Genomic DNA, 22,510 nt, shown 5'->3' on the forward strand with positions numbered 1-22,510 from the left:
TCCGGGCGCCTCACCCCCGGAACGTATCCCACCCGAACTTCCCGATCAGCAGCGTCGCCACGACCAGGAAGGCGACCCGGACGAATCCCGTCCCGTGCCGGAATGAAAGATACGACCCGGCCCACGAGCCCGCGACGTTGCACGCGGCCATGCCGAGGCCGACGCCGTAGAGGATGTGGCCCGTCCAGCCGAAGGCGACCAGCGCCCCGGCGTTCGTGCAGAGGTTGACGCACTTCGCCGAGAGCGACGCCTTCAGGAAGTCGAAGCCGAAGCAGCGGATGAAGGCGAAGATGAGGAAGCTCCCCGCCCCCGGCCCGAAGAAGCCGTCGTAAAAGCCGAGCACCGCGCCGACGAGGCCCGCCACGGCGATGCTCCGCCTGCCGACGACGTGGCCCTTGTCGAGCGATCCGAAATCCTTGTGCCAAAACGTGTAGATCGCCACGGCGATCAGCAGCACCAGGACGAGGGGCCGCAGCATCGCCTTCGGCAGCAGCGTCACCGAGTGGGCCCCGAGGAAGGAGAAGGCGAGCGCCGCCAGCCCCGCCGGGAGGACGACGGCCCAGGGGATCGCGATCCGTCCGGCGAAGCGGTAGGTCGCGTAACTCGTCCCGCAGAGGGAGGCGATCTTGTTCGTCCCGAAGAGGGTCGCCGGGGGGAGCTGGGGGAAGACGCTGAAGAGGGTCGGGAACTGGATCAGCCCGCCCCCGCCGACGACGGCGTCGACGAGCCCCGCCGCGAAGGCCCCCGCGCCGAGGAAGGCGATGGAGAACGGTTCGAGCGGGGCCATGGACCCAACCTAGGCCCAACGCGCCCCGCGATCAATACGCCTCAATAGGCGACCGTGACGGCGATGTGGCCGCGGGAGCTGTCGGGATCGCCGAGGCCGGGATTCGTCAGCTGGAAGCCGTAGTCGAACTTGACCGAGACGAACTGGCCGATGGCGTAGCGGACGCCCGGCCCGATGCTGGAGAGATAGACGTTCGCGTCCTCGCCGGGGAGGAGGTGGACGTTGCGGACCCAGCCGTAGTCCCAGAAGGCAATGAACTGGAGCGAATCGGAAGGCCCCTTCTCGGTGGCGACGCCCTTGATCGAGACGGGCGGCGTCCGGATCTCGTTCGTGATCTGGTAGCCGTTGTCGCCGTTGGCCTCGCGTTCCCGGTAGCCGCGGATCGCGTCGGCGCCGCCGATGCCGATCTGCTCGCTGCCGAGGAGGTTGGCGCTCGACTCCTGGAGGAGGCCCTTGAAGAACCAGGTGAAGTCGCCCGGAAGGCGCTGCGTCCGGTCGAGGGCGAGCTGGCCGTAGACGTAATCGTCCTGCGCCTTGTAGCGGGCGATCTGGAAGTCGCTCGTCAGGTTGTGGGTCCCGAGGCCGCCCGGGCTCATGTAGCAGTTGAGCAGGAGGTTCGTGAGGGCCGAGGGCTCGTGGTAGGTGCAGTTGTAGCTGACGAGGAACTGGGAGATGTGGGTGTTCGTGTTGAAGATGTCGGCCCCGCCGAACTCGAGGTCGTTGTTCGACTCCTTGAAATCGTAGCCGACGCTCATGTTCTGGCTGTAGCGGCCGAGGGTGGGGAGGCCCGCGTTGTAGCGGCCGCTCGCCTGCCAGGCCTTGCCGACGAGGTTCGTCCCCGAGGGATGGCCGACGCTGTCAATGTAGCCGCCGAAGAGGGTGAACGTGTGCTGCCACGGCAGGGGGACGATGTAGCTCCCGGCGTGGGCCTGGAAACGCTCGAAGGCGTTGTCCGAGGTGAACTGGTAGTTCAGCTGCTGGTCCATCCCGAAGAGGTTCCCGTAGTTGAAGCCGAAGTTGTAGCGGTCCTGCCCCGTGATCTCGTTGCCGGTGTTGTCGTAGCCGGTGTAGAAGCGGGCGGGGAAGCGGTCCTCGGTCTTGAGGACGAGGTCGGTCGTCCCGAAGGTCGGCCCGGGGGCGAGCTCGACGTTGGAGGAGTGGAACGGATTCCGGTTCATGTCGTTGAGGTTCTCGACGACGCGGCTCTCCGAGATCCGGTCCCCGGGACGGAAGCCGGTGCGGTAGACGAGGATCTCCTCGGAGAACCACTTCTGCCCCTCGCTGCGGACCTGGTTCACGTGCCCCTCGACGACGGCGACCTGGAGGATGCCGTCGGTGACGTCCTGCTCCGGGACGACGATGTCGACGACGGGGTGGTCGCTGTGGCGGTACTGGGTCGTGGCGTCGCGGGTGATCCGGTTGAGGGTGTCGAAGGTCGCCGGCTTGCCGAGGTAGTCCTGCTTCAGCTTCGCCTGGAACTTCTCGTCCTGGAGGAACGGGAGCCCCTCGGCCTCGATCCCGTCGAAGGCGGGGACGCCGCCGGGGACGACGGTCTTGCCCGCGACGAACTTGATGCCGCGCAATTTCTTCACGACGACCTCGGTGCCGCCCGGGACCGGCTGCGGCTCGGTCTCGGGAACCTCGACGTTCACCTTCTTGTCGGGCGCCGTGTGGGGCATGACGCGCTGGAGGTCCTGCGCGTGCGCGGAGAGAGCCAGGACGGGAAGGAGGGAAAGGAACAGGAACTTTTTCATGGGACGCGAAGGCGAAGGGGAAATCAATGGTTCGGGTCGGTATAGCTCATCGTGCTATGGGTGCCGCCGAAGGTCGGATGGCCGAAGGAGACCCCTTCGTTCGAGGTCGTGCTGATCGGCCTCACGTGCTGCAGCGCGCCGGGAAGGGTCGGGCTGTCGAAGATCGGGGCGTATTGCCGGTTGCCCTGGTCGCCCGTATCGACCGGCGTGAAGGCGAGGCTGTGGGGCGTGCCGCCGTCGCCGCCAAGGCCCGCCGTCGAGCTGCCGATCGCCGAGGCCGTGCCGTTGCCGCCCTGGACCGGCGCCTGGGGCTGGAGCGCGACGGTGGGGAGGACGACGACCCCGATGCCGTCGACGTAGACCGCCGTACCGATCCCCGCCGAATTCGACTGGGCCGAGGAGAGGGCGGCCTTGTTGGCGTTGGCCGTCGCATTCGGATCGCCGCTGAGCGCGTGGTTCCCGCTCCCGCCGCCGCCCCCGCCGCCGCCGCTGACGATGAAGGTGGGGAGGCCGGTGCCGGTCAGGTTCCAGACCGTGCTGCTCTGCCAGGCGGAGGAGGTCCAGTTCGTCGTCGTGCTGTACCAGGAGGAACTGCTCGAGTCGCTCGCGAAGGTGCCGCTGTAGCCGCTGTCCCCGGCGGTCGCGCCCGAGACGCTGCTCGACGTCCCGATGGAGGAGGAGATGCCGCCCGTGCTGTAGGACCCCGAGCCGTAGTAGCTGGTCCAGATCCCGGCGTAGGCCGTCGTCGTCGTCGTGGTCGTCGTCCCGGCGGAGGTGCTCGTCGTGCTGCCGAGGGAGACCGCCCCGGTGGTGTCGGTCGAGGTGGTGCTGGAGCTGCTGCCGCTCGAGCTGATCGTCGTCGTCGTGAGGCTGGTGTTGACCGAGAGGTTGTTCCCGACCAGCGCCCCCGCGTAGGTCGCCGTCCCCCACGAGCTGGAACCCGAGGTGCTGCGCAGCGTTCCCGCGTTGAACGAGTTCTCGATCAGGCCGTCGCTCTCGAGGGTGCCCACGAGGCCGCCGAGATAGTTCCCCGTCTGGCCGGTGGTGATCTGGATGAGACCCGAGTTGTAGGTGTAGTTGATCGTCCCGTGGAGATCGCCCACCACGCCGCCGACCATCCCGGCCCCGCTGACGGTCCCGGTGTTGTAGGAGTTGGTGATCGTCGAGCCGTTCGCCGCGATGGCCGCGAGGCCGCCCGCGACGAGGGTACCGGTGACCGCGCCGCTGTTGACGCCGTGGGTGGCCGTGCGGGCCGCGTCGAGGTAGCCGAAGAGGCCGCCCGCGTTGTCGCCGTTGACCGCGCCCGCGTTGCTGAGATTGGAGACCGTGCCGCTCCCCGAGAGGTAACCGAAGATGCCGCCCGCGTAGGCGCTCCCGCCCGAGGCGGTGACGGTGCCGGCGGCGTTGTTCGTGAGGCTCGAGAGAGCGCCGTTGGAATCGACGTAACCGGCGAGGCCGCCGGCGTAACCGCCCGTCCCGGAGATGACGCCCGAATTCGACCCGGTGACCGTGGAGGTACCGGTCAGGTAACCGACGAGGCCGCCCGCCGTCCCGCCGCTGACGCTCGCGTTGTTCGAGCCGGAGACGCTCGTCGTCCCCGCGGCGACGCCGACGAGGCCGCCCGCGTTGCTGCTCGCCCCGGAGGTGCTGGTGACGGTGTTCGTGCTCCCGCTGAAGCTGACGCCGCTGATCTTCGCCGAATCGGCGTAACCGATCAGGCCGCCGATGTTGACCGTACCCGTCGTCGCCGTCGAGGTGACCGAGATGTTCTGGAGGGTAACGTTCGAGACGGTGCCGCCCTGGACGTAACCGAAGAAGCCGAGGTAGTTGCTTCCGTTGCCGCCGCTCACGACGATGTTGCTGATCGTCTTGGAATTGCCGTCGAAGATGCCGGTGAAGGGCGTCGTGCTGCTCCCGATGGGAGTCCACGAGGCCGAGGCGAGGTCGATCGACTGGTTGAGGGAGTAATTCGCGGCGGCCGCGCCGCTGGCGTTCGCGTTGATCGCGGTGGCGGCGGCGGTGAGGTCGGACGCCGTGTTCACCAGCATGTAGGCGGTGAGGCTTCCGGCGCCGGCGTTTGAATAGCTGGTGATCGGAGAGGCGTAGCTGACAGGGTCGTAGTAGATCGTGACTTTTCCCGCCCAGTTGATCGTCCCGTTGTTCGTCACCGTGCCGCCGCCGCCGAGGGCGTTGCCGACGGCGAGGGTCGAGGCGGAAGTCGAGGTGGCCGGGGACGGGAGGTTCGCGCCATAGGCCATGCTGTCGGCCCGGAGGGTGAGCGTGCCGGAGCCCGTGTTCGCGATAGTGATGCCGGTGTTGATCGTGATCGCCCCCTGCGCGGCGAAGATGAGATTGGCCCCTGTGTTGAGGGTGAAGCTGTCCGCAATGACGATGCCGCCGAAGTCGTTCGCGTTCAACTGGTAGTCCTTCGTCTGGACAGTGAGAGTTCCATTCGTTCCCAGGGAGTTCTGGATCGTCTCCCAGGAGAGGACCGTCTTGCCCGAGGTGCTGGCGCTGCCGGAGGTGCTGTAGATCGTGAGATCGGACGGATCGAGGAGGAGCGAACCGGCCACGCCCTTCGGGGCGAGGGTGTTCACGGTGCCCTCGAAGTCGAAGCCGGTGACGCCGGAGACCTCGACCGCGCCGCCGTTGCCGCCGTTCGGGCCGCCCCGCGCCGTGATGGCCCCCGAGAAAGCCGTCCTTCCGTCGGCCCAGACGACGACGGTGCCGCCGTCGCCGCTGTCGGTCGCGTCGGCATGGATCACCGCCCCGGCGTCGATCGTCGTGTTCGTCGCGTTCTCGAGGGTGGCGTCCTCGCCCTGCGCACCGCCGCCGATCTTCGCCGTCCCGCCGCCGTTCGCGCCGCTGACGTCGACGACCGAGGTCGAGGCGAGGTGGACGTCGTGGCCGGTGATCGAGACCTCGCCGCCCTTCGTCCCGTTCGTCGCGATGATCGTCCCGCTGTTCTGCGCCGTCCCGCCCGAGGCGGTGATGCGGACCCGGCCGCCGACGCTCGAAACGCCGGTGGCGCGGATGAGGCCGGTGTTGTTCACCGCGAGGCTGTAGATGTTCCCATTGGCGACGAGTTCGGCCTTCAGGGCCGCGATCGTCCCGGTGTTCTCGACGCCGATGCCGTCCCGGGCGCCGGTGTCGTAGCGGACCGAGACGCGGTTGTCGCCGCCCTCGGCGAGGGTCACCTGGGTCCCGGCGGCGAGGCCGACGGTCCCGTTCGGTGCCTTGAGGACGCCGCCGTTCGAGACATGCTTCGCGATGAGGAAGATATCGCCGCCGTTGGCGGTGATGGTGCCGAGGTTGACGATGGTTGCGTTCGAGTTCCCGGCGTAGGTGCCCGCCGAGGGGGAACCGCTGACGAGATCGAGGGTCGACGCGGTGAAGCTCTGCGTGTTGACGACGCCGCCCGGCCCGATGAGGACGCCGTTCGGGTTGATGAGGATGATGTTGCCGTTCGAGCTGAGGGTCCCGTAGATGTTCGAGACGTTGCCGCCGGTCACCTTGTTCAACACCGTGCTGCTGCTATTGGGCTGGTTGAAATTCGTCGTGAACCCGGCGCCGATCGAGAAATCGGTCCACCCCATCACCGTCTGGGCGGTCGTCGTCGTGACGTTCATCGTGTTGCCGCTGGTGCTGATCGTCCCCGCGCCCGCCTGAAAGGTCCCGCCCGTCGGCAGATCGGTGGCATGGGAGGAACTGGGAGCCGCGAGGACCCCGACCAGCGCGAGCTGGAGCATCGCCGCGTAGCGGCGGAAACCGGCGTGCGAGAAGACCCGAACCGATGAAGCGTCCCTTTTCGTCATAATATCCCTTTTATCAATTAGATGAGCTGCGATACGACCTGCGTATTTGTACTTATTGAGCCCAGATTCCCAGAGTACAGTCAAAGAATGCTATTCCAGTAAACAACCCGATTCATCCAATTTGAAAAACAAAATCACGCATTAGGATACTAAATCTATCTATTTGTATTGATATGGCTCCCACCTCTCTTTAATTCTATCGTTTCCCGACGCCTTTCATCCGAATGACGACGACGCCTCCCCTCCCGATCGCCCCCCTCCCTGCGCCGCTCCCCCGCTGGCGGCGGATGCGGAAGCATATCCTGCCCGGCTTCGGCATCTCCCTCGGCTACACCGTCTTCGGGCTCAGCCTCATCGTCCTCTTCCCCATCGCGGCCCTCTTCCACCGCTCCCTCGTCCCGCCCCAGGAGGCAGTCGAGGCGGGGCAGAGCGCCCTCCAGTTCTTCTGGGCGACGATCACCGAGCCCGAGGTCGTCGACTCCTTCCGCGTCAGCCTCCAGTCGTCAGCCCTCGCCGCCCTGGTCAACGGCGCCGTCGGCTTCGTCATCGCCTGGGTCCTCTCCCGCTACGATTTCCCGGGCCGCCGCCTCTTCGACTCCCTCGTCGACCTTCCCTTCGCCCTCCCCACGGCCGTCGCCGGCCTCGCCCTCACCCAGCTCTACTCCGCCAACGGCTGGATCGGCTCCCTCCTCGCCCCCTACGGCATCCGCGTCGCCTTCACCCAGACGGGGATCACCCTGGCCCTCATCTTCATCGGCCTCCCCTTCGTCGTCCGCACCGTCCAGCCCGTCATCCAGAGCCTCCACGCCGACGTCGAGGAAGCCGCCGCCTGCCTCGGCGCGAACCGCTGGCAGACCTTCCGCCGCGTCATCCTCCCCGCCCTCGTCCCCGCCTGGATCACCGGCATCACCCTCGCCTTCGGCCGGGCCGTCGGGGAATACGGCTCCATCGTCTTCATCGCGGCGAACATCCCCTTCAAGACCGAGATCGCCCCGATCCTCATCATCCACAAGCTGGAGCAGTACAACTACGCCGGGGCCGCCGCCATCGGGGCGACGATGGTCCTCTTCTCCGTCGTCATCCTCGCCACCGTCACGCTCCTCCAACGCTGGCACGCCCGCCACACCTCGGGCCACGGGGGGGACGAATCGTGAGCCCCGCCTCCGCCGCGCCCTCCCTGACGAAGGCGAACACCCTCGTCGCCCGCTCCTCCCGGTCGGCCAGCGCCCAGGCCGCCGCCTCGCGGACCGAGCCCGCCCCCGTCCGGTGGATCCTCATCGGCCTCGCCGTCCTCTCCATCGTCCTGATCCTCATCCTCCCCCTCGTCATCGTCTTCCACGAGGCCCTCTCCAAGGGCTGGGCCGGATTGACCGCCGCCTACGACGATCCCGGCACCGCCGAGTCGATCCGCCTCACCCTCACCGTCGCCTCGATCGCCGTCCCCTTCAACGTCCTCTTCGGCCTCGCCGCCGCATGGCTCATCTCCCAGTTCGATTTCAAGGGGAAGCGCCTCCTCGAGATCCTGATCGACCTTCCCATCTGGGTCTCCCCCGTCGTCGGCGGCCTCGTCTTCCTCCTCCTCTTCGGGCGGCAGGGCCTCTTCGGCCCGTGGCTCATCTCCCACGGCTTCCAGATCGCCTACGCCCTGCCCGGCCTCGTCCTCGGCACCGTCTTCGTCACCTTCCCCTACGTCGCCCGGAACCTCATCCCCCTCATGGAAAGCCTCGGCCGCGCCGAGGAGGAAGCCGCCCTCTCCCTCGGCGCGCGCGGCTGGCAGATCTTCTTCCGCATCACCATCCCCAAGGTGAAATGGGCCCTCCTCTACGGCCTCGTCCTCTGCAACGCCCGGGCCATGGGGGAATTCGGCGCCGTCGCCGTCCTCTCCGGCAACATCCGCGGCATCACCAGCACCATGCCCCTCCAGGTGGAGAACCTCTACAACGACTACCACCTCTCCTCCGCCTTCGCCCTCGCCGCCGTCCTCTCCCTCCTCGGCCTCGTCACCCTCGTCCTGAAGACCCTCATCGAATGGCGCTCGCAGCACCACCTCACCGCCGCCTCGTCCGCCGCCGCCGACACCGCCGAACCCCCCGCCCCCGCCAAATGAGCATCCGCATCACCGCGATCAACAAGACCTTCGGCAAATTCGCCGCCCTCCGGGACATCGACCTCGAGATCCGCCCCGGCGAGCTCCTCGCCCTCCTCGGGCCGAGCGGCTCCGGCAAGACGACCCTCCTGCGGATCATCGCGGGCCTCGAATCGCCCGACGACGGCCCCGCCCGGATCGAATTCGACGGCGTCGACGTCACCACGAAGAGCGCCTACCAGCGGAAGGCCGGGTTCGTCTTCCAGCACTACGCCCTCTTCCAGCACATGAACGTCTTCGAGAACATCGCCTTCGGCCTCCGCGTCCGTCCCCGGAAGCAGCGCCCCGACGAGGCCGGGATCGCGAAGCGCGTCCGCGAGCTCCTGGAGCTGATCCACCTCACCGGCTACGAGCAGCGGTTCCCCACCCAGCTCTCCGGCGGCCAGCGCCAGCGCATCGCCCTCGCCCGCGCCCTGGCCATCGAGCCCCAGATCCTCCTCCTCGACGAGCCCTTCGGCGCCCTCGACGCCCGCGTCCGCCTCGAGCTGTGCAAGTGGCTCCGCACCTTCCACGACGAGACCAAGATCACCAGCCTCTTCGTCACCCACGACCAGGAGGAAGCCTTCCGCCTCGCCGACCGCGTCGTCATCTTCGGCGAAGGCCGCATCCGGCAGATCGGCACCCCCGAAGAAGTCCGCTCCACCCCCGCCGACGACTTCGTCCGCGCCTTCATCGGCTTCGGAGAAGACCTCCACCCCGGCGCGATGGTATAGGCGCCGCCAAAACGCGTCCGCCAAGTTCAGGCCCTCCGAAGGGGACTGCCTACGCGATAGCGCAATACCTCGTAAAGGGGAAACTAACTTGCAGGGTCGGGAGACAAGTTCCAGGAGGGGCAAAGCCCCTCTTGGGCTATAAAGCGGGTCGCCTCCAGCTGTACAGGGTCGCCCCCGCCAGCCCCGAAGGGCGCTCCCCGTCCCGCGCCCCCTTTCCCCCACCCCCCCCAACACCCTTTTACATCCCCGCCATCCATGCTACTCTTCCCCACCCCATCCTATGACCACCCCTCTCAAAATCATCCTCGGCGTCGTCGCCGTCGGTTTCCTCTTCCTCGCCGGCCTCGCGATCGCCCTGATCGGCTCCTATAACGGCCTCGTCGCCCTCGACCAGGGGGTCTCCTCCTCCTGGGCCAACGTCGAGACCAGCTACCAGCGCCGCGCCGACCTCATCCCGAACCTCGTCGCCACCGTCTCCGGCGCGGCGAACTTCGAGAAATCGACCCTCACCGACATCACCGAGGCCCGCGCCAAGGTCGGCCAGGTGACCCTCCCCGCCGGGACCGCGCCGACGCAGGCCCAGCTCGCCGCCTTCCAGCAGGCCCAGGCCGGGCTCGGCGGCGCCCTCTCCCGCCTCCTCGTCGTCGCCGAGAAATATCCCGACCTGAAGGCCTCCGAGAACTTCCGCGACCTCCAGGCCCAGATCGAGGGGACCGAGAACCGGATCGCCGTCGCCCGGAACAACTTCAACGTCGTCGCGCAGCAGTACAACACCGCCATCCGCCGCTTCCCCGCCGTCCTCTACGCCCCCCTCCTCGGCTTCAAGGAACGGGCCTACTTCGCCGCCGCCGCCGGGGCGGAGACGGCCCCGAAGGTCCAGTTCGACTTCAACAGCAACAGCAACCCGCCGACCCCCGTCAAGTAAAGGGCATCCGGTGAAGGCCGCGTCGCTCCTCCTCCTGCTCGGGCTCTTCCTCCTCCCGTGCGGGAAGGGCGGGGCCGCCGACGCCGTTCCGCCCGCGCCCGCCGCGTGGTGCAACGACTACGCCGGGCTCCTCTCCCCCGCCGCGAAGGCGCGGATCGACGGGAAGCTCCGCGCCTTCGAGCGGGAGACCTCGACCCAGATCGTCGTCGCCCTCTTCCCCGCCCTCCCCGACGGCGGCGCCGTCGAGGACGCCACCTACCGGATGGCCCAGGCCTGGGGCATCGGCCGGAAAGGGCGGAACAACGGCGTCGTCCTCTTCCTCTTCGCCAAGGAACACCGCCTCCGCATCGAGGTCGGCACCGGCCTCGAAGGGGTGATCCCCGACGTCACCGCGAAGCGGATCATCTCCGAGCGGATCACCCCGCGCCTCCGCGCCGGGGACTTCGACGGCGGCATCGAGGCCGGGGCCGACGCCCTGATCTCCGCCGCCAAGGGAGAGCCCTTCGTCGGCAACGGAAAGACCGTCGGCGACGAGCGGGCCGCCCAATCGGGGAAGCGCCTCGGCATCGGCTTCCTGATCGGCGTCTTCCTCATTTTCTGGGTCCTCAGCCGGATGAAAGTCGGCGGCGGGCGTCACTATACTTCGAGCGGCATCGTTCCCTTCGGCATCGGAAGCGGTCTCGGCTCCAGCCTCGGCGGCGGATGGAGTCGAGGCGATGGAGGGGGTGGCGGGGGAGGCGGTTTCAGCGGGGGCGGCGGCAGCTTCGGCGGCGGCGGCGCGGGAGGGAGCTGGTAACATGAACTTCTCCTGGCTCTTCCCTTTCCGCCACCGGAAATTCCTCTCCGCCCTCGACCACGACGCCCTCGTCCACGCCATCGCCGGGGCCGAGGCCCGCACCTCCGGGGAAATCCGCCTCTTCGTCACCCGCCACCGCGTCGGCGATCCCGTCGCCGCCGCGCAGGCCCAGTTCCTCCGCCTCGGCATGGAGAAGACCGCCCTCCGCAACGGCGTCCTCCTCCTCGTCGCCCCGGCCTCGCGGAACTTCGCCCTCGTCGGCGATACCGGCATCCACGCGAAGATCGGGACCGCCGCCTGGGAGGAGATCACCGCGCAGATCGCGGCGTGCTTCCGTGAGGGCGATTTCCATGCGGGCCTTGTGAGCGCCGTCGCCCGGATCGGGGATCATCTCGCCGCTCACTTCCCCCGAGGGGAGGCGGATCGCAATGAGCTTTCTGATGCGGTTACGGAGGATTAGGGGGGTGGGGCGGCCCTTCGGGGCTTGCGGGGTCGACCCTGTACAGTTGGAGGCGATCCGCTTTATAGCCCAAGAGGGGCTTCGCCCCTCCTCGAACTTGTCTCCCGACCCTGCAAGTTAGTTTCCCCTTTACGAGGTATTGCGCTATCGCGCAGGCAGTCCCCTTCGGAGGGCCTGAACTAGGCGGACGCGCTTGGGCGGCGCCTCGTCTCCAAACTGTTTTAAAATCCGCTGCTTCCCTGAGCGTCCGAGGGTACGTACTGAAGGAGTAGCGGTACCAATACGCCTAGACTCCTATTGGGAGAGGGCGTGCTTGGGAGGAATCATGCGTCCGAGTGCTGCGGGAACGGGAAGATAGCCGCTTTGACACCGCGCCGCGCTCCGACGATAATGGACCGGTGAAGGTCTCCCTTCTCCATCCCCGCGAGTTGGCCTTCCCTCCGGTCGACCAGGCCCAGCGGGACGGCCTCCTTGCCGTCGGCGGCGATCTCTCCATCCCCCGCCTCCTGGAGGCCTACCGCCACGGCGTCTTCCCCTGGACCGAGGACCCCGTCACCTGGTGGTCCCCCGATCCCCGCGCCGTCTTCGACCTCGCCGCCTTCCACACCCCGAAGCGCCTCGTCCAGAAATTCCGCCAGGGCCGCTTCCGCATCACCCGGGACGCCGCCTTCCCCGCCGTCATCGCGGGCTGCGCCGAACCCGCGCCGGGCCGGGAGGAAACGTGGATCACCCCCGGCTTCGTCGCCGCCTACACCGCCCTCCACCGGGAAGGCCACGCCCACAGCGTCGAGGTCTGGGAAGGGGAGACCCTCGTCGGAGGCATCTACGGCGTCGCCCTCGGCGGGTTCTTCGCCGGGGAGTCGATGTTCCACCGCGTGACCGACGCCTCGAAGCTCGCCCTCTGCGCCCTCGCCGCCCACCTGCGCGGGGCCGGATTCACCCTCTTCGACACCCAGGTCGCCACCCCCATCACCCGCACCTTCGGCGCCGTCGACATCCCCCGGAAGGAATACCTCCGGCGGCTCGAGGCCGCGGTGGCCCTCCCGGCGAGATTCTAAGGCCTCCTTTGCCGCAATCCCGACGCGCCCCTTCCCCCGCCGGGGCCTTTTTGGTTGCGGCAGCGCCGATCCTCGGCGAAAGTCTCCCCGCATGAGCGAAGGGTTAGACATACCGGGGGCCGCATCGGCAGGGAAGGAATCGAAGCCGCAAACGCCGCCGCAGCCGACGGAGCCGTCACCGACATCCTCGACCCCTTACCCCGCTCCCCCGGTTTCCCCCCTCGCCCGCCTCCAGCCCCTCGCCCCTCCCGGCGGCCGGGGCGGCCTCTTCTTCTGGAGCGGCCTCTGCTTCTTCCTCGCCGTCGCCGCCTTCCTCTTCCACACCCGCCTCTCCAAATCGGAGCAGAGCAACCGCGAGGCGCAGGAACAGCTCCAGCTCTTCGTCTCCGACAACCAGAAACTCCGCTCCGAGGTCGACCGCCTTCAGACCGAGCTCTCCCGCGAGGGCTCCCTCCTGCGGAACCGCGAACAGATCCTCCGGGAGACGACCGAATCGCTCCAGGACGTCCAGGCCCGCGCCGACCAGGCGGGCAAGGCCGCCGAGGCCCGCCGCCTCGGCGCCGAGGCCCTCCGCGCCGCCCTCGACAAGGCGATCCCGAACGATCCCGACATCCAGGTCGTCACCGCCCCCGGCGATGCCGCCACCGCGCCCCGCGTCATCATCCGCATCGGCACCGGCCTCCTCTTCGATCCGGGCGAAACCGTCCCGAACGCCAAGGGCGCGCCCCTCCTGAAGACCGTCGCCGCCGCCATCTCGACCCAGGCCGCCCAGAAACTCCCCGCCGCCGTCGCCGTCGAGGCCCACTTCGACAGCACCCCCCTGAAATCGACCAACGCCTGGGACCTCACCAGCACCCGCGCCGGGGCCGTCGTGAAGGCGCTGACCGACAGCGTCCCCTCCCTCGCCACGATGAAGATCGCCGCGCAGGGATTCGCCGACACCCGCCCCCTGGTCCCGAACGACAGCCCCGACCACACGAAGAACCGCCGGGTGGAAATTGTTCTGACGGTGGGGGATTAAAGAACCAGGAGGATAGGCCTGCCTCCGGATGCTCCTTCCCGCGGCTCGGCCCTCAAGGAGGTTGGATCCAGCGGAGTAAAGTGAGCGGATGGGAGAACAGCCTTTAGGATCGCGCGCTCTCCACACCCAGGCCTGTCAGACGGGGAGATGCAGGAGGGGCGAAGCCCCTCTTGCATCTTTAAACGCGCGGGTTACATCCAGCTGCACAGGGAGATGTACCCCGTCCCGAAGGGCTGCCCCTCCCCTGCGATCCCCTTCCCCCTACCCCCGCGTCGCCACGTAATCCCCCTCGAAGCGTCCCGCCACCTCTCCGGCGTACCGCACCTCTGCCGTCAGCGCCAACCGACCGACTCCTTTCCTCCCGAAAACGGCGAGGAAACGTTCCCACTTTTCAGCCGCGGGCCCGGGGCAGAATGCCGAGAACTCCCCCTCGATCGGCTTGAGATAGGAAAACTCGCTCCGCTGGATCACGAGCTGGGAGCTCGCCACCACCCCGCGCAGGCGGACGTGGAACAAGGTCCACGCGCTGAGGATCGCCAGCGAAGCGATGCTGCCGCCGAAGGCGGTCCGGTGATGATTGAGATTCGGCCCGAGGGGCGCGGCCAGCTCGACGCCCTCTCCGTCCCCCCGGATGACCCGCACCCCCATCGCATGGGAAAGCGGAATGAATTCGTGCAGGTACCGTTCCAGGTCGGCGGAGGTCATGACCCCGCCATCCTCCCACAGGCGGCCCGGAAAAGATAGCGGCGGGTTCCTTGGAAAACCGCGGCCCGCGTGCTATCGTCCCCCTCCTTTCCCGATGTCCCATCGCCCCGCCCATCTCCATTTCTCCCAAGGCACCCTCTGGCTGATGAGCCTCGCATCGGGGGCCTCGGTCGCGAACATCGCCTACAATCAGCCCCTCCTCGGGAGCCTCGCCGCCTACTTCCACGCCTCCCCGGCCCAGGTCGGCCATGTCTCCGTCGCCTCGCAGGTCGGCTACGGCGTCGGCCTCCTCTTCTTCCTGCCGCTCGGCGATCTGCTGGAGCGGCGGCGGCTCGTCGTCGGCCTGATGGGGGCCTGCATCCTCTTCCTCGTGGCGATGGCCTGCGCCCCCTCCCTTCCCCTCCTCGTCGCCCTCCAGTTCTGCGTGGCGGCGACGGCGATGAGCGCCCAGATCCTGATCCCGATGGCGGTCGAGTTCTCCCCGCCGGAGGACGGGGGCCGGGTCGTCGGGACATTGATGACGGGGGTCCTCGGCGGCCTGCTATTGGGACGGACGATCGGCGGCGCCGTCTCGGACGCCTTCGGCTGGCGCGCGGTCTTCGCGATGGCGGCGGCCTTCATGGCGGCGGTCGCCGTCGCGATCGAGTTCCGCCTCCCCCGCCACGCCCCGTCGCGGGAGATGGCGGCGATGTCCTACGGCAGGCTGATGTCGTCCCTCTGGGAGGTCGCCCGGGGCCGTCCCAAGCTTTGGACCTCGTCCCTCGTCAGCGCCCTCTCCTTCGGCAGCTTCACCGCCTTCTGGACGACGCTCTCCTTCCTGATGGCCGACCGCTTCCACCGGGGCGCGGCCGAGGCCGGCCTCTTCGGCCTCGTCGGGCTGGCCGGGGCCCTCGCCGCGCCGTTCTTCGGACGCCTCGCGGACCGGATCGGGAGCGGCCGCGCCGTCAGCCTCGCCCTCGTCCTGGGAGGCGTCTCCTTTGTCCTGATGGGAGCCTGGGTGACGGTCCCGGGACTCATCGTCGGCGTCCTCCTCATGGACCTCGGCGTCCAGGCGGTCCAGGTGGCGGAACAGGCGAAGATCGTCGCCCTCCTCCCCTCGGCCCGGAGCCGCCTCAACACGATCTACATGGTCATGCGCTTCGGCGGCGGCGCGGCGGGCTCCCTCGTCGGGGCCGTCGCCTGGTCCCTCTGGCAATGGCCCGGCGTCTGCGCCGTCGGGATCGCCCTCAATACCCTCGCGATGGCCGTCCACGCGGCGGGACGAGAGAAACGCCAGGCCGGTTAACGGCGACACCCTTTCCGCATCCCGTCCCACCGGCTTGCGGCTTGCCTTGACCGGGGAAGGCCCGCTAAATTCGGGCAGGGATTCCGCCCTATCCTGCCGCCCTCATTTTTCCGGGAATAAAGTCGTTCCCCCGAGCCTCCCACTCCACAGACCATGGCCGCCGTCGATTTTGAAGAGATGGTGGAGCGTTATTACGGACCGCTCCACCGCTTTGCCCTGAGTCTCGCCCGGGACAGCCATGAAGCGGGCGACCTCACGCAGCAGACCTTCGTCGCCTGGGCTGAAAAAGGACATCAATTGCGCGACCCCTCGAAAGTGAAAAGCTGGCTCTTCAGCACCCTCTACCGGCAGTTCCTCGGGGCGCGGCGGCGGGAAAACCGTTTCCCCGAACGGGAACTCGAAGCCTGCGCCCTCACCGGCGATCTCCCCGTCATCCCCCCCGCCATGGAGGCGAGCCTCGACGGGGCGACCGTCCTGAACGCCCTCCGCCACGTCGATGAGGTCTTCCGCGCGCCCCTCTCCCTTTTCTACCTCCACGATCACTCCTACAAGGAAATCGCCGCGATCCTCGACATCCCCATCGGCACCGTCATGTCCCGGATCGCGCGCGGGAAGGAAGCCCTCCGCGCCCGCCTCCTCCCCGCCGCCCAATCGCCGTCGCCATCGCCATCGCAATCGGAGGCCCTTTCATGAGCCGGCCTTCCTCCCTGACTCCCGAGGAAGCCCGCCGCCTGCTGCGCGCCGCCCGCGCGAACGGGGCCGACGACGCCGATCCCGCCTTCGCCGAGGCCCTCGCCCTCGCCCGCCGCGATCCCGAGCTCGCCCGCTGGCTGGCCGAGGAACGCCGCGTCGACCTCCACGTCACGGGGAGGCTTGCCGAGACGTTCCCCACCGCCGCGCCCGACCCCGACGCGAAGGCCGCCCTCCTCGCGCGGATGCGGTCGGCGGAGCCCCGGCCCGTCGCCATTCCCGTTCCCCTTCTGCGCCGTCCCCGCGCCTACGCCCTCCTCGCGCTGGCCGCCGTCGCCATCGCGGCGGCCGCGCTCCTGCCCCTCCTCCGTCCCTCCTACGCCAGCTACGAGGGGGAACTCGCCGAACAGATCGCGTGCGGCGAGGTCACCCAACTCGCGCACGAATCCCCCGACGTCGCCACGCTCGAGCATTGGCTCGCCGCCAACCACGCCCCCTCGCCGATCGTCCTCCCCGGCAGCCTCCAGGCGGTCCCCAGCCTCGGCTGCCGGACCTTCAACTGGAAGGGGCGGCAGGTCGGCCAGGTCTGCTTCACGCTGGAGAACGGGAAGATCGTCCATCTCTTCGTCATCCGCGACGCCGGATGGCGGCCCGCCACCGCGCCGCCCCAGGGCCAGGGCCATTCCCAATTCAACCGCCACGGCGATTGGACCCTCGCCAGCTGGCGGGACGGCGCCACCACCTACGTCCTCGCCGGAGAGGGCGACCTGGAGACGGTGAAAAAGCTCCTCTGATTTCCCCAACCCCACGCCGAAAGAACCCGCCCCCCCATGAGCCATCCTCTCAAACGCATCTACGAAGGCTGGACCGCCTTCCTCGAACTCCTCCAGTCGCCCTTCCTCCTCGCCATCCGGCTGTACTGGGGCATCAACATGATGCTCGCGGGCTGGGGGAAAGTGACCCACCTCAAGGACGTCTCCGGCTTCTTCGACCACCTCGGCATCCCCTTCCCCTACGCGAATGCCGTGATGGCCGCTGGGACCGAGACCCTCGGCGGGCTCCTCTTCGCCGTCGGCTTCGCCAGCCGGATCGTCCCCGTGCCGCTCCTCTTCGTCATGGGCGTCGCCTATGCCACGGCCGAAAAGGAGTCCCTCCAGGCGATCTGGACCGCGCCCGACAAGTTCGTCTCCGCCGCCCCCTTCCTCTTCGCCTTCGCCTTCCTCATCGTCCTCCTCTTCGGCCCGGGCAAACTCTCCGTCGACGCCCTCCTCTGCCGGAACAAAGGCACCCACCCCTAAATTTTTCCCCATCTTTTTCGTCCCCCACGGGAATAAATCCCGACGCCCCGCCTCTCACGTTCCATGCCGCCGCCGATCCCGCCAGGGAAGACGGCGGCCCGAAACTCAACGTCGAACATCCAACCCAAGGAAAACCTCATCATGAACCGCACCACTCACGCCCTCCTCCTCGGCCTCGCCGTCGCCGGCCTCACCGCCGGAACCTCGGCCCGCGTCCACGCCTCCGCCTCGTCCGCTCCCGGCTCCCTCCTCCAGGCCTCGATCAACACCGCCGACACGAACTCCTGCAAGGGCCAGAATTCGTGCAAGGGCAAGGGCGGCTGCAAGAGCGGCGACAACAGCTGCAAGGGCAAGAACTCCTGCAAGGGCAAGGGCGGCTGCAAGACCAACAGCGTCCTCTAGCCCGCTCCCGCGCCGGGCGCGGTCCGATCCCCGCCCGGCGCTCCTTTTTCTTTCCTTTTCCCCCATGCCCGCCAACGCCTTCAACGGCTTCACCGATTACGGCATCGGCATCGGGCTCCGCGTCCCCCACTACCAGCACATCCTCAGCCGGAAGCCGACCGTCGACTGGTTCGAGATCATCTCCGAGAACTTCATGGTCGACGGAGGCCGCCCCCTCCACGTCCTCGACCAGATCCTCGAGCAATACCGCGTCGTCCAGCACGGCGTCTCGATGTACTTCGGCTCCGCCGACAAGACCGACCGCGCCCACCTGAAGCGGCTGAAGGCCCTCGTGAAGCGGACGAAGACCCCGTGGCTCTCCGACCACCTCTGCTGGGGGAGCGTCGACGGCACCTACACCCACGACCTCATCCCGATGCCCTACACCTTCGCCGCCGCGAAGCGGACGGCGCAGAAGATTCGCGAGGTCCGCGACTTCCTCGAAGTCCCCATCGCCGTCGAGAACGTCAGCAGCTACGTCGAGTTCCACGCCTCGGAGATGACCGAATGGGAATTCCTCAACGAAGTCGTCGAGAAAGCCGACTGCGGCGTCCTCCTCGACGTGAACAACATCTACGTCTCCTCGAGGAACCACGGCTTCGACCCGCGCGTCTACGTCGACTCTGTCGATCCCCGGCGCGTCGCCCAGATCCACATCGCGGGCCACTCGAAGTACGAACGCTTCCTCCTCGACACCCACGACCATCCCGTCCTCGACCCCGTCTGGAAACTCTACGCCCGCGTCCTCGCGCGGACCGGGGCGACGGCGACCCTCCTCGAATGGGACGACCGCATTCCCTCCTTCGACGAAGTCCACGCCGAGGCGAAGAAATCGTCCCGCTACCTCGACGCCCACCGCTCCTCCCATGGCCAAGCCCAAGCCTGACGCCCGCTCCCGCGCCGGATTGAAGGCGTTCCAGAAAACCGTCGCCGCCGCGATCATGGCCCCGCCCGGCGCGAAGAAGGAGCGCACGGCCCTCGCCCTCGTCAAGCCGAACGACCGCCTCACCGCCGCCGAACGGCTCGACATCTACCACGTCCAATACTGGCTCCGCGTCACGGAGGCCCTGCGCGAGGACTTTCCCGCCCTGGAGGCCGCCCTCGGAGCGAGGCGTTTCGCCGCCCTCTCCCGCGCCTACCTGACGGCCCACCCCTCCCGCAGCCACACTCTCCGCAACCTCGGCAGCCTTCTCCCCGCCTTCCTCGCGCAACCGGCAAACCGGAAATGGAGCTCTCCCCGGCCGGGACAGGCCCTCGCCGTCGACCTCGCCCGCTTCGAGTGGGCCCAGGTCGTCGCCTTCGACGAGGCCGAGCTCCCCCCCCTCCCCGCCGAGGTTCTGTCCGGGGGCGATCCGGGCCAGCTCCGCTTCCGCCTCCAGCCCCACCTCACCCTCCTCGAACTCCGCCACCCCGTCGACGCCTTCGTCCTCGCCCTCCAGCACGACACCCGCCTCCGCTCCGAGGCGAGCAACGTCCTCACGCGGAGGAAAAAGAAGGGAAAAGAGAAAAAGCGCCCGCCGCTTCCGAAGCCCGAAAAAACCTGGCTCGCCGTCCATCGCTCCGACCAGCTCCTCTACTCGAAGCGGCTCGGCCCCGAGGCCTTCCGCCTCCTCGCCGCCCTCGGCGCGGGCCGCCCCCTCGCCAAGGCCTGCCAGGACGCCTTCCCCCAACCGCTGCCGAAACGGAATCCCGAAGCCGAACTCGAACGCCGCAGCCGGATCATCCAGGACGGCTTCCGCCTCTGGGCCCAGCTCGGCTGGCTGGCGGCGTTCAAGGGATGCTGAGGCAGCCTCGGATTTTTAAGCCTCTTGCCTCAAGCCTCTTGCGCCGCCCGCCAGTCGCCGGGCGTCCGCCCCTCCCAACGGCTGAAGGCGCGAAAGAACGAATTGGGGTCCTCGTAGCCGAGGAGGAAGGCGGCCTCTCCCAGGGCCAGCGACGGCTGGCCCAGGTAGCGCCGGGCCAGCTCCCGCCGCGTCTCGTCGACCAGGCGGCGGAACGTCGTCCCCTCCTCCGCGATCCGGCGCTGGAGCGTCCGGCTGCCGAGGCCGATCTCCCGGGCGATGTCGGCCATGTCGACGCGCCCCTTTTCCAGGGACCGGGCGACGACCCATTTCACCTTCTCGGAAACCGTCCGCACCGACTTCCGCCGGGCCAGTTCGGCCTCCAGCTGGGGACCGAGCATCGCGAGCAGCTCGGCGTTGTAGGTGGCGAACGGGAGGTCGAGGTCGGCGGCGCGGAAGACGAGGAGGTTCCGGCGCGCCCCCCAGCGGACGGGGCAGCCGTAGTGGGCCTCGTGGCCGCCTCCGGGGAGACGCCGCCGGGCCAGCTCGACCCGCAGCGGACGGAGGTCGCGCCGGGTGCCGCGCCGTCCCAGTTCGAGGGTCGAGGAAAACACCACGTCGACGAAGAACGGCGGGAGCGGCCCCGGAATCTGCGGCCAATCGAAGGAGACGAGGCATTCCCCCCTGCGCACCTCGACCCCGATCTCCTCGCCGCAGCAGAGCAGCTTGTAGCGGGCGAACCGGGCCAGCCCGTCGCGGAAATCGCGGGCGTGCTGGGCGGCGATGCTCGCGGGGTGATGCTTCTCGGGCGGGATCATCAGCGGCAGCCGCAGGGCGAAGGCCGGATCGGGAGCCATCCCCTCGATCACGGCCCAGAGCCGGACGACCTGCTCCGGGGTCGCCATCCCCTCTCCGTCGGCCAGGAAAGCCGGAGAAAAGCCCGCCCGGCGCAGCACGACGACGGGATCGATCCCCGCCTTGCGCAGGGCGGGCGAGAGGATGGCCGGGATCTTGATCTGCTCCATGGCGACGACCAGTCTAGGCGCGATACCGGGAAGGGGCGACATCAATCCCCGCCCGACCGCTCACGCCGGAAAGACCACCCCGGTCAGCTCCTCGCTGCGGCTCCAGAGCCGCGCCGCCACCCCGGGATCGACGGCCCACGGATGAACGCCGTCCCGCATCCCTTCCAAGCCTTCGCCGGAAGAAGGCGCGGCGATCTCGCAATCCTGGCAGTAGACGCCGCCCAGGCCGTTCAGGCGGGGGCTCGTCGCGCACCAGACCGTCGTCGCGGCTCCCTGGGGGATCGTCTTGAGTTTGAACGGGCTGTCGGGTGCCAGGATCCACGAGCCGTCCGCGCCCAGGGTGACGCCGAACGCCTTGAGGTCGTCGGCGACGAGGTGGCGGCCCAGGTCGGTCACGATCGCCCCCGGATGGAGGGAAAAGGCGCGGATGCCCGATTCCCGCCCGCGCCGGTCGAGCTCCAGGGCGAAGAGGGCGTTCGCGGTCTTCGACTGGCCGTAGGCCTGCCACTTGTCATAGGGGCGACGCTCGAAGTTCGGATCGTCGAGGTCGACGCCGGAGAAGCGATGCCCGGCGGAGGAGACCGCGACCACCCGCGCTCCCTCGGCTTTCACGAGGGCGGGCCAGAGCCGCGCCGTGAGGTGGAAGTGGCCGAGGTGGTTGGTGGCGAACTGGATTTCGTAGCCGCGCGCGTCGCGGGTCAGCGGCGGAGCCATGACGCCGGCGTTGTCGATCAGGAGATGGAGCGGCTTTCCCGACGCGAGGAACGACGCGGCGAAGGCGTCGATCGAGTCGGGGTCGAGCAGGTCGAGGAAGGCGGTCTCGATGCCGGGGAAACCGCGCAGGTTGGCCTTGGCCTTTTCGAGGTCGCGGGCGGGGACGATCACCGAGGCACCCGCCCCGGCCAGGGTCCGCGCCGTCTCCAGGCCGATCCCGGCGTAGCCGCCGGTGACGATCGCCGTCTTGCCGGTCAGGTCGAGGCCGCGGATGACTTCGGCGGAGGTGGTTTCGACATGGAATCCCGAGCCGATCGGGGATTGCGGGGTCAGGGAGAGGAGGGTCATGCCGTCGATCCTACCGCCTCGACCCGCCTTCCGTCATCGGCACGACGCGCCAAAGCACTTGCACGACGTGCCACGATCGATCTGGCTGGATCCGACCCGCGTTACTGCGCGCTGCCCTGGATCACCCGGGTCTTGCCCGAGGTGCCGGGGAAATCGCGGACCATCGCGTCGATCATCCCGGGGAGGACGGCGCTGATCTCGCCCTCGGGGCCGGTGCTCCGGTTGCGTCCTTCCCAGACCGTCGCCCCCGATTTCGCGCGGACCAGCTTCAGCGTCGCGGTGCGGGTGTAGGCGATCCCGGTTCCCTGCTGGTAGCCGACGACGTCGTAGACCGGCTCGGGATAGAAATCGTTCACGTAGACGTAGCCGTGCCGGGTCGGGATCAGCCGGGGATGGTAGGTCGGCTCCCAGACGGGCGCATAGATCGGCTGGCTGAAGGTGAACTTCTTCCCCTCGTCGATCGAATAGCTGAGAACGGCGCTGTAATCGGCCCCCTTCGCATTCTCGGTCCTCGCGAGGCCGATCCGGCCCAGCGCCGCATAGACCCGCGTCCGGTAGCTCTCCGTCTCCAGGTCGCTCCCGCCCCCGCTCGTCCTCACATAGACCGATCCCGAGAGGGCGGCGTGCTCGGGAAGATTGTGGAACGTGGTGACGTTGGAGACGAGCGTGCCGCAGCCTCCCAGGAGGAGGGAGGCCGCAGCCACCGTCACGGCGACCAAAAGAGGGGAAAGACGGGGGATATTCATGA

The 22,510-nt window shown here is 68.4% G+C and carries 21 protein-coding genes and 1 pseudogene; 15 read left to right on the top strand and 7 right to left on the bottom strand.

Annotation, left to right across the window (positions count from 1 at the left end; translation table 11 throughout):
- Window positions 1-10: 10 nt before the first annotated feature.
- Genes BLU04_RS01325 through BLU04_RS01335 form a run of 3 tightly spaced genes read right to left on the bottom strand, consistent with a single transcriptional unit; the run spans window position 11 to window position 6,356 of the window.
- On the bottom strand, window positions 11-787 hold the full coding sequence (locus BLU04_RS01325; protein WP_093281226.1) for a TSUP family transporter: 777 nt from the start codon (window positions 785-787) through the stop codon (window positions 11-13).
- 41 nt (window positions 788-828) lie between these two features.
- On the bottom strand, window positions 829-2,541 hold the full coding sequence (locus BLU04_RS01330; RefSeq protein WP_093281228.1) for a ShlB/FhaC/HecB family hemolysin secretion/activation protein: 1,713 nt from the start codon (window positions 2,539-2,541) through the stop codon (window positions 829-831).
- 23 nt (window positions 2,542-2,564) lie between these two features.
- Window positions 2,565-6,356, bottom strand: a complete 3,792-nt coding sequence (locus tag BLU04_RS01335; protein ID WP_093281230.1) for a filamentous hemagglutinin N-terminal domain-containing protein — start codon at window positions 6,354-6,356, stop codon at window positions 2,565-2,567.
- Between the two features lie 287 nt (window positions 6,357-6,643).
- On the opposite strand from BLU04_RS01335, the gene cysT reads away from it, so the two are divergent.
- The 8 genes and pseudogenes from cysT (at window position 6,644) to BLU04_RS01375 (ending at window position 13,475) form a co-directional block, all read left to right on the top strand.
- Entirely contained in the window at window positions 6,644-7,510 is an 867-nt protein-coding gene (gene cysT / locus BLU04_RS01340) for a sulfate ABC transporter permease subunit CysT (protein ID WP_093288383.1), read from the top strand.
- A gap of 116 nt (window positions 7,511-7,626) precedes the next feature.
- The gene (gene cysW / locus BLU04_RS01345) at window positions 7,627-8,463 is read left to right on the top strand and encodes a sulfate ABC transporter permease subunit CysW (RefSeq protein WP_343124808.1); all 837 of its coding nucleotides are present in this window, start codon (window positions 7,627-7,629) and stop codon (window positions 8,461-8,463) included.
- A pseudogene (locus tag BLU04_RS01350) lies at window positions 8,460-9,179 on the top strand (ATP-binding cassette domain-containing protein); the annotation flags it as partial. The gene cysW and the pseudogene BLU04_RS01350, both read left to right, overlap by 4 nt.
- Before the next feature lie 316 nt (window positions 9,180-9,495).
- On the top strand, window positions 9,496-10,140 hold the full coding sequence (locus tag BLU04_RS01355; RefSeq protein WP_093281236.1) for a LemA family protein: 645 nt from the start codon (window positions 9,496-9,498) through the stop codon (window positions 10,138-10,140).
- A 10-nt stretch (window positions 10,141-10,150) separates the two neighbouring features.
- Complete coding sequence (locus BLU04_RS01360; RefSeq protein WP_093281239.1) at window positions 10,151-10,936, top strand: TPM domain-containing protein; 786 nt, start codon at window positions 10,151-10,153, stop codon at window positions 10,934-10,936.
- A 1-nt stretch (window position 10,937) separates the two neighbouring features.
- Entirely contained in the window at window positions 10,938-11,396 is a 459-nt protein-coding gene (locus tag BLU04_RS01365) for a TPM domain-containing protein (RefSeq protein ID WP_157895011.1), read from the top strand.
- A gap of 398 nt (window positions 11,397-11,794) precedes the next feature.
- A complete protein-coding gene (gene aat, locus BLU04_RS01370; protein WP_093281244.1) occupies window positions 11,795-12,454 on the top strand; it encodes a leucyl/phenylalanyl-tRNA--protein transferase in 660 nt (219 codons plus the stop codon).
- Between the two features lie 91 nt (window positions 12,455-12,545).
- On the top strand, window positions 12,546-13,475 hold the full coding sequence (locus tag BLU04_RS01375; RefSeq protein ID WP_093281247.1) for an OmpA family protein: 930 nt from the start codon (window positions 12,546-12,548) through the stop codon (window positions 13,473-13,475).
- Window positions 13,476-13,736: 261 nt separating this feature from the next.
- Here the strand turns inward: BLU04_RS01375 and BLU04_RS01380 are convergent, their stop codons facing one another.
- Window positions 13,737-14,180, bottom strand: a complete 444-nt coding sequence (locus BLU04_RS01380) for a YiiD C-terminal domain-containing protein (protein ID WP_093288389.1) — start codon at window positions 14,178-14,180, stop codon at window positions 13,737-13,739.
- A gap of 94 nt (window positions 14,181-14,274) precedes the next feature.
- Here BLU04_RS01380 and BLU04_RS01385 point away from each other — a divergent pair, with 94 nt between their 5' ends.
- From BLU04_RS01385 to BLU04_RS01415, 7 genes are all read left to right on the top strand, one after another.
- The gene (locus BLU04_RS01385) at window positions 14,275-15,465 is read left to right on the top strand and encodes an MFS transporter (RefSeq protein WP_157895012.1); all 1,191 of its coding nucleotides are present in this window, start codon (window positions 14,275-14,277) and stop codon (window positions 15,463-15,465) included.
- 153 nt (window positions 15,466-15,618) lie between these two features.
- The gene (locus tag BLU04_RS01390) at window positions 15,619-16,158 is read left to right on the top strand and encodes an RNA polymerase sigma factor (protein WP_093281253.1); all 540 of its coding nucleotides are present in this window, start codon (window positions 15,619-15,621) and stop codon (window positions 16,156-16,158) included.
- Window positions 16,155-16,949: a hypothetical protein gene (locus tag BLU04_RS01395; RefSeq protein ID WP_093281255.1), complete on the top strand. Its 795-nt coding sequence runs from the start codon at window positions 16,155-16,157 to the stop codon at window positions 16,947-16,949. Before BLU04_RS01390 ends, BLU04_RS01395 begins: the two co-directional genes overlap by 4 nt.
- A gap of 36 nt (window positions 16,950-16,985) precedes the next feature.
- A complete protein-coding gene (locus BLU04_RS01400; RefSeq protein WP_093281259.1) occupies window positions 16,986-17,453 on the top strand; it encodes a DoxX family protein in 468 nt (155 codons plus the stop codon).
- 141 nt (window positions 17,454-17,594) lie between these two features.
- Window positions 17,595-17,855, top strand: coding sequence for a hypothetical protein (locus BLU04_RS01405; protein ID WP_093288391.1), 261 nt, complete (start codon window positions 17,595-17,597; stop codon window positions 17,853-17,855).
- A gap of 64 nt (window positions 17,856-17,919) precedes the next feature.
- Window positions 17,920-18,780, top strand: a complete 861-nt coding sequence (locus BLU04_RS01410) for a DUF692 domain-containing protein (RefSeq protein ID WP_093281262.1) — start codon at window positions 17,920-17,922, stop codon at window positions 18,778-18,780.
- Window positions 18,761-19,678, top strand: coding sequence for a DNA-binding domain-containing protein (locus BLU04_RS01415; RefSeq protein ID WP_093281265.1), 918 nt, complete (start codon window positions 18,761-18,763; stop codon window positions 19,676-19,678). The genes BLU04_RS01410 and BLU04_RS01415 overlap by 20 nt, the downstream gene beginning before the upstream one ends.
- 29 nt (window positions 19,679-19,707) lie before the next feature.
- On the opposite strand, the gene BLU04_RS01420 is transcribed toward BLU04_RS01415, so the two are convergent.
- The 3 genes from BLU04_RS01420 to BLU04_RS01430 all read right to left on the bottom strand — a co-directional run bounded on the left by BLU04_RS01420 (window position 19,708) and on the right by BLU04_RS01430 (window position 22,508).
- Window positions 19,708-20,700, bottom strand: coding sequence for an AraC family transcriptional regulator (locus tag BLU04_RS01420; protein ID WP_093281268.1), 993 nt, complete (start codon window positions 20,698-20,700; stop codon window positions 19,708-19,710).
- Window positions 20,701-20,760: 60 nt separating this feature from the next.
- Window positions 20,761-21,762, bottom strand: coding sequence for an oxidoreductase (locus tag BLU04_RS01425; RefSeq protein ID WP_093281271.1), 1,002 nt, complete (start codon window positions 21,760-21,762; stop codon window positions 20,761-20,763).
- Between the two features lie 101 nt (window positions 21,763-21,863).
- Window positions 21,864-22,508: a DUF4136 domain-containing protein gene (locus BLU04_RS01430; RefSeq protein WP_093281274.1), complete on the bottom strand. Its 645-nt coding sequence runs from the start codon at window positions 22,506-22,508 to the stop codon at window positions 21,864-21,866.
- Between the last annotated feature and the right edge of the window lie 2 nt (window positions 22,509-22,510).

Source organism: Verrucomicrobium sp. GAS474 (genome assembly GCF_900105685.1).
In the GTDB taxonomy this organism is placed as follows: domain Bacteria; phylum Verrucomicrobiota; class Verrucomicrobiia; order Methylacidiphilales; family GAS474; genus GAS474.

Coding starts and splice junctions, on each gene's coding strand:
- BLU04_RS01335 (WP_093281230.1), bottom strand. CDS start 6,356: ATGACGAAAAGGGACGCTTCATCGGTTCGGGTCTTCTCGCACGCCGGT.
- BLU04_RS01415 (WP_093281265.1), top strand. CDS start 18,761: ATGGCCAAGCCCAAGCCTGACGCCCGCTCCCGCGCCGGATTGAAGGCG.
- BLU04_RS01405 (WP_093288391.1), top strand. CDS start 17,595: ATGAACCGCACCACTCACGCCCTCCTCCTCGGCCTCGCCGTCGCCGGC.
- BLU04_RS01410 (WP_093281262.1), top strand. CDS start 17,920: ATGCCCGCCAACGCCTTCAACGGCTTCACCGATTACGGCATCGGCATC.
- BLU04_RS01385 (WP_157895012.1), top strand. CDS start 14,275: ATGTCCCATCGCCCCGCCCATCTCCATTTCTCCCAAGGCACCCTCTGG.
- BLU04_RS01355 (WP_093281236.1), top strand. CDS start 9,496: ATGACCACCCCTCTCAAAATCATCCTCGGCGTCGTCGCCGTCGGTTTC.
- BLU04_RS01330 (WP_093281228.1), bottom strand. CDS start 2,541: ATGAAAAAGTTCCTGTTCCTTTCCCTCCTTCCCGTCCTGGCTCTCTCC.
- BLU04_RS01365 (WP_157895011.1), top strand. CDS start 10,938: ATGAACTTCTCCTGGCTCTTCCCTTTCCGCCACCGGAAATTCCTCTCC.
- BLU04_RS01380 (WP_093288389.1), bottom strand. CDS start 14,180: ATGACCTCCGCCGACCTGGAACGGTACCTGCACGAATTCATTCCGCTT.
- BLU04_RS01375 (WP_093281247.1), top strand. CDS start 12,546: ATGAGCGAAGGGTTAGACATACCGGGGGCCGCATCGGCAGGGAAGGAA.
- BLU04_RS01425 (WP_093281271.1), bottom strand. CDS start 21,762: ATGACCCTCCTCTCCCTGACCCCGCAATCCCCGATCGGCTCGGGATTC.
- BLU04_RS01390 (WP_093281253.1), top strand. CDS start 15,619: ATGGCCGCCGTCGATTTTGAAGAGATGGTGGAGCGTTATTACGGACCG.
- BLU04_RS01420 (WP_093281268.1), bottom strand. CDS start 20,700: ATGGAGCAGATCAAGATCCCGGCCATCCTCTCGCCCGCCCTGCGCAAG.
- BLU04_RS01430 (WP_093281274.1), bottom strand. CDS start 22,508: ATGAATATCCCCCGTCTTTCCCCTCTTTTGGTCGCCGTGACGGTGGCT.
- BLU04_RS01325 (WP_093281226.1), bottom strand. CDS start 787: ATGGCCCCGCTCGAACCGTTCTCCATCGCCTTCCTCGGCGCGGGGGCC.
- BLU04_RS01400 (WP_093281259.1), top strand. CDS start 16,986: ATGAGCCATCCTCTCAAACGCATCTACGAAGGCTGGACCGCCTTCCTC.
- BLU04_RS01395 (WP_093281255.1), top strand. CDS start 16,155: ATGAGCCGGCCTTCCTCCCTGACTCCCGAGGAAGCCCGCCGCCTGCTG.
- cysT (WP_093288383.1), top strand. CDS start 6,644: ATGCGGAAGCATATCCTGCCCGGCTTCGGCATCTCCCTCGGCTACACC.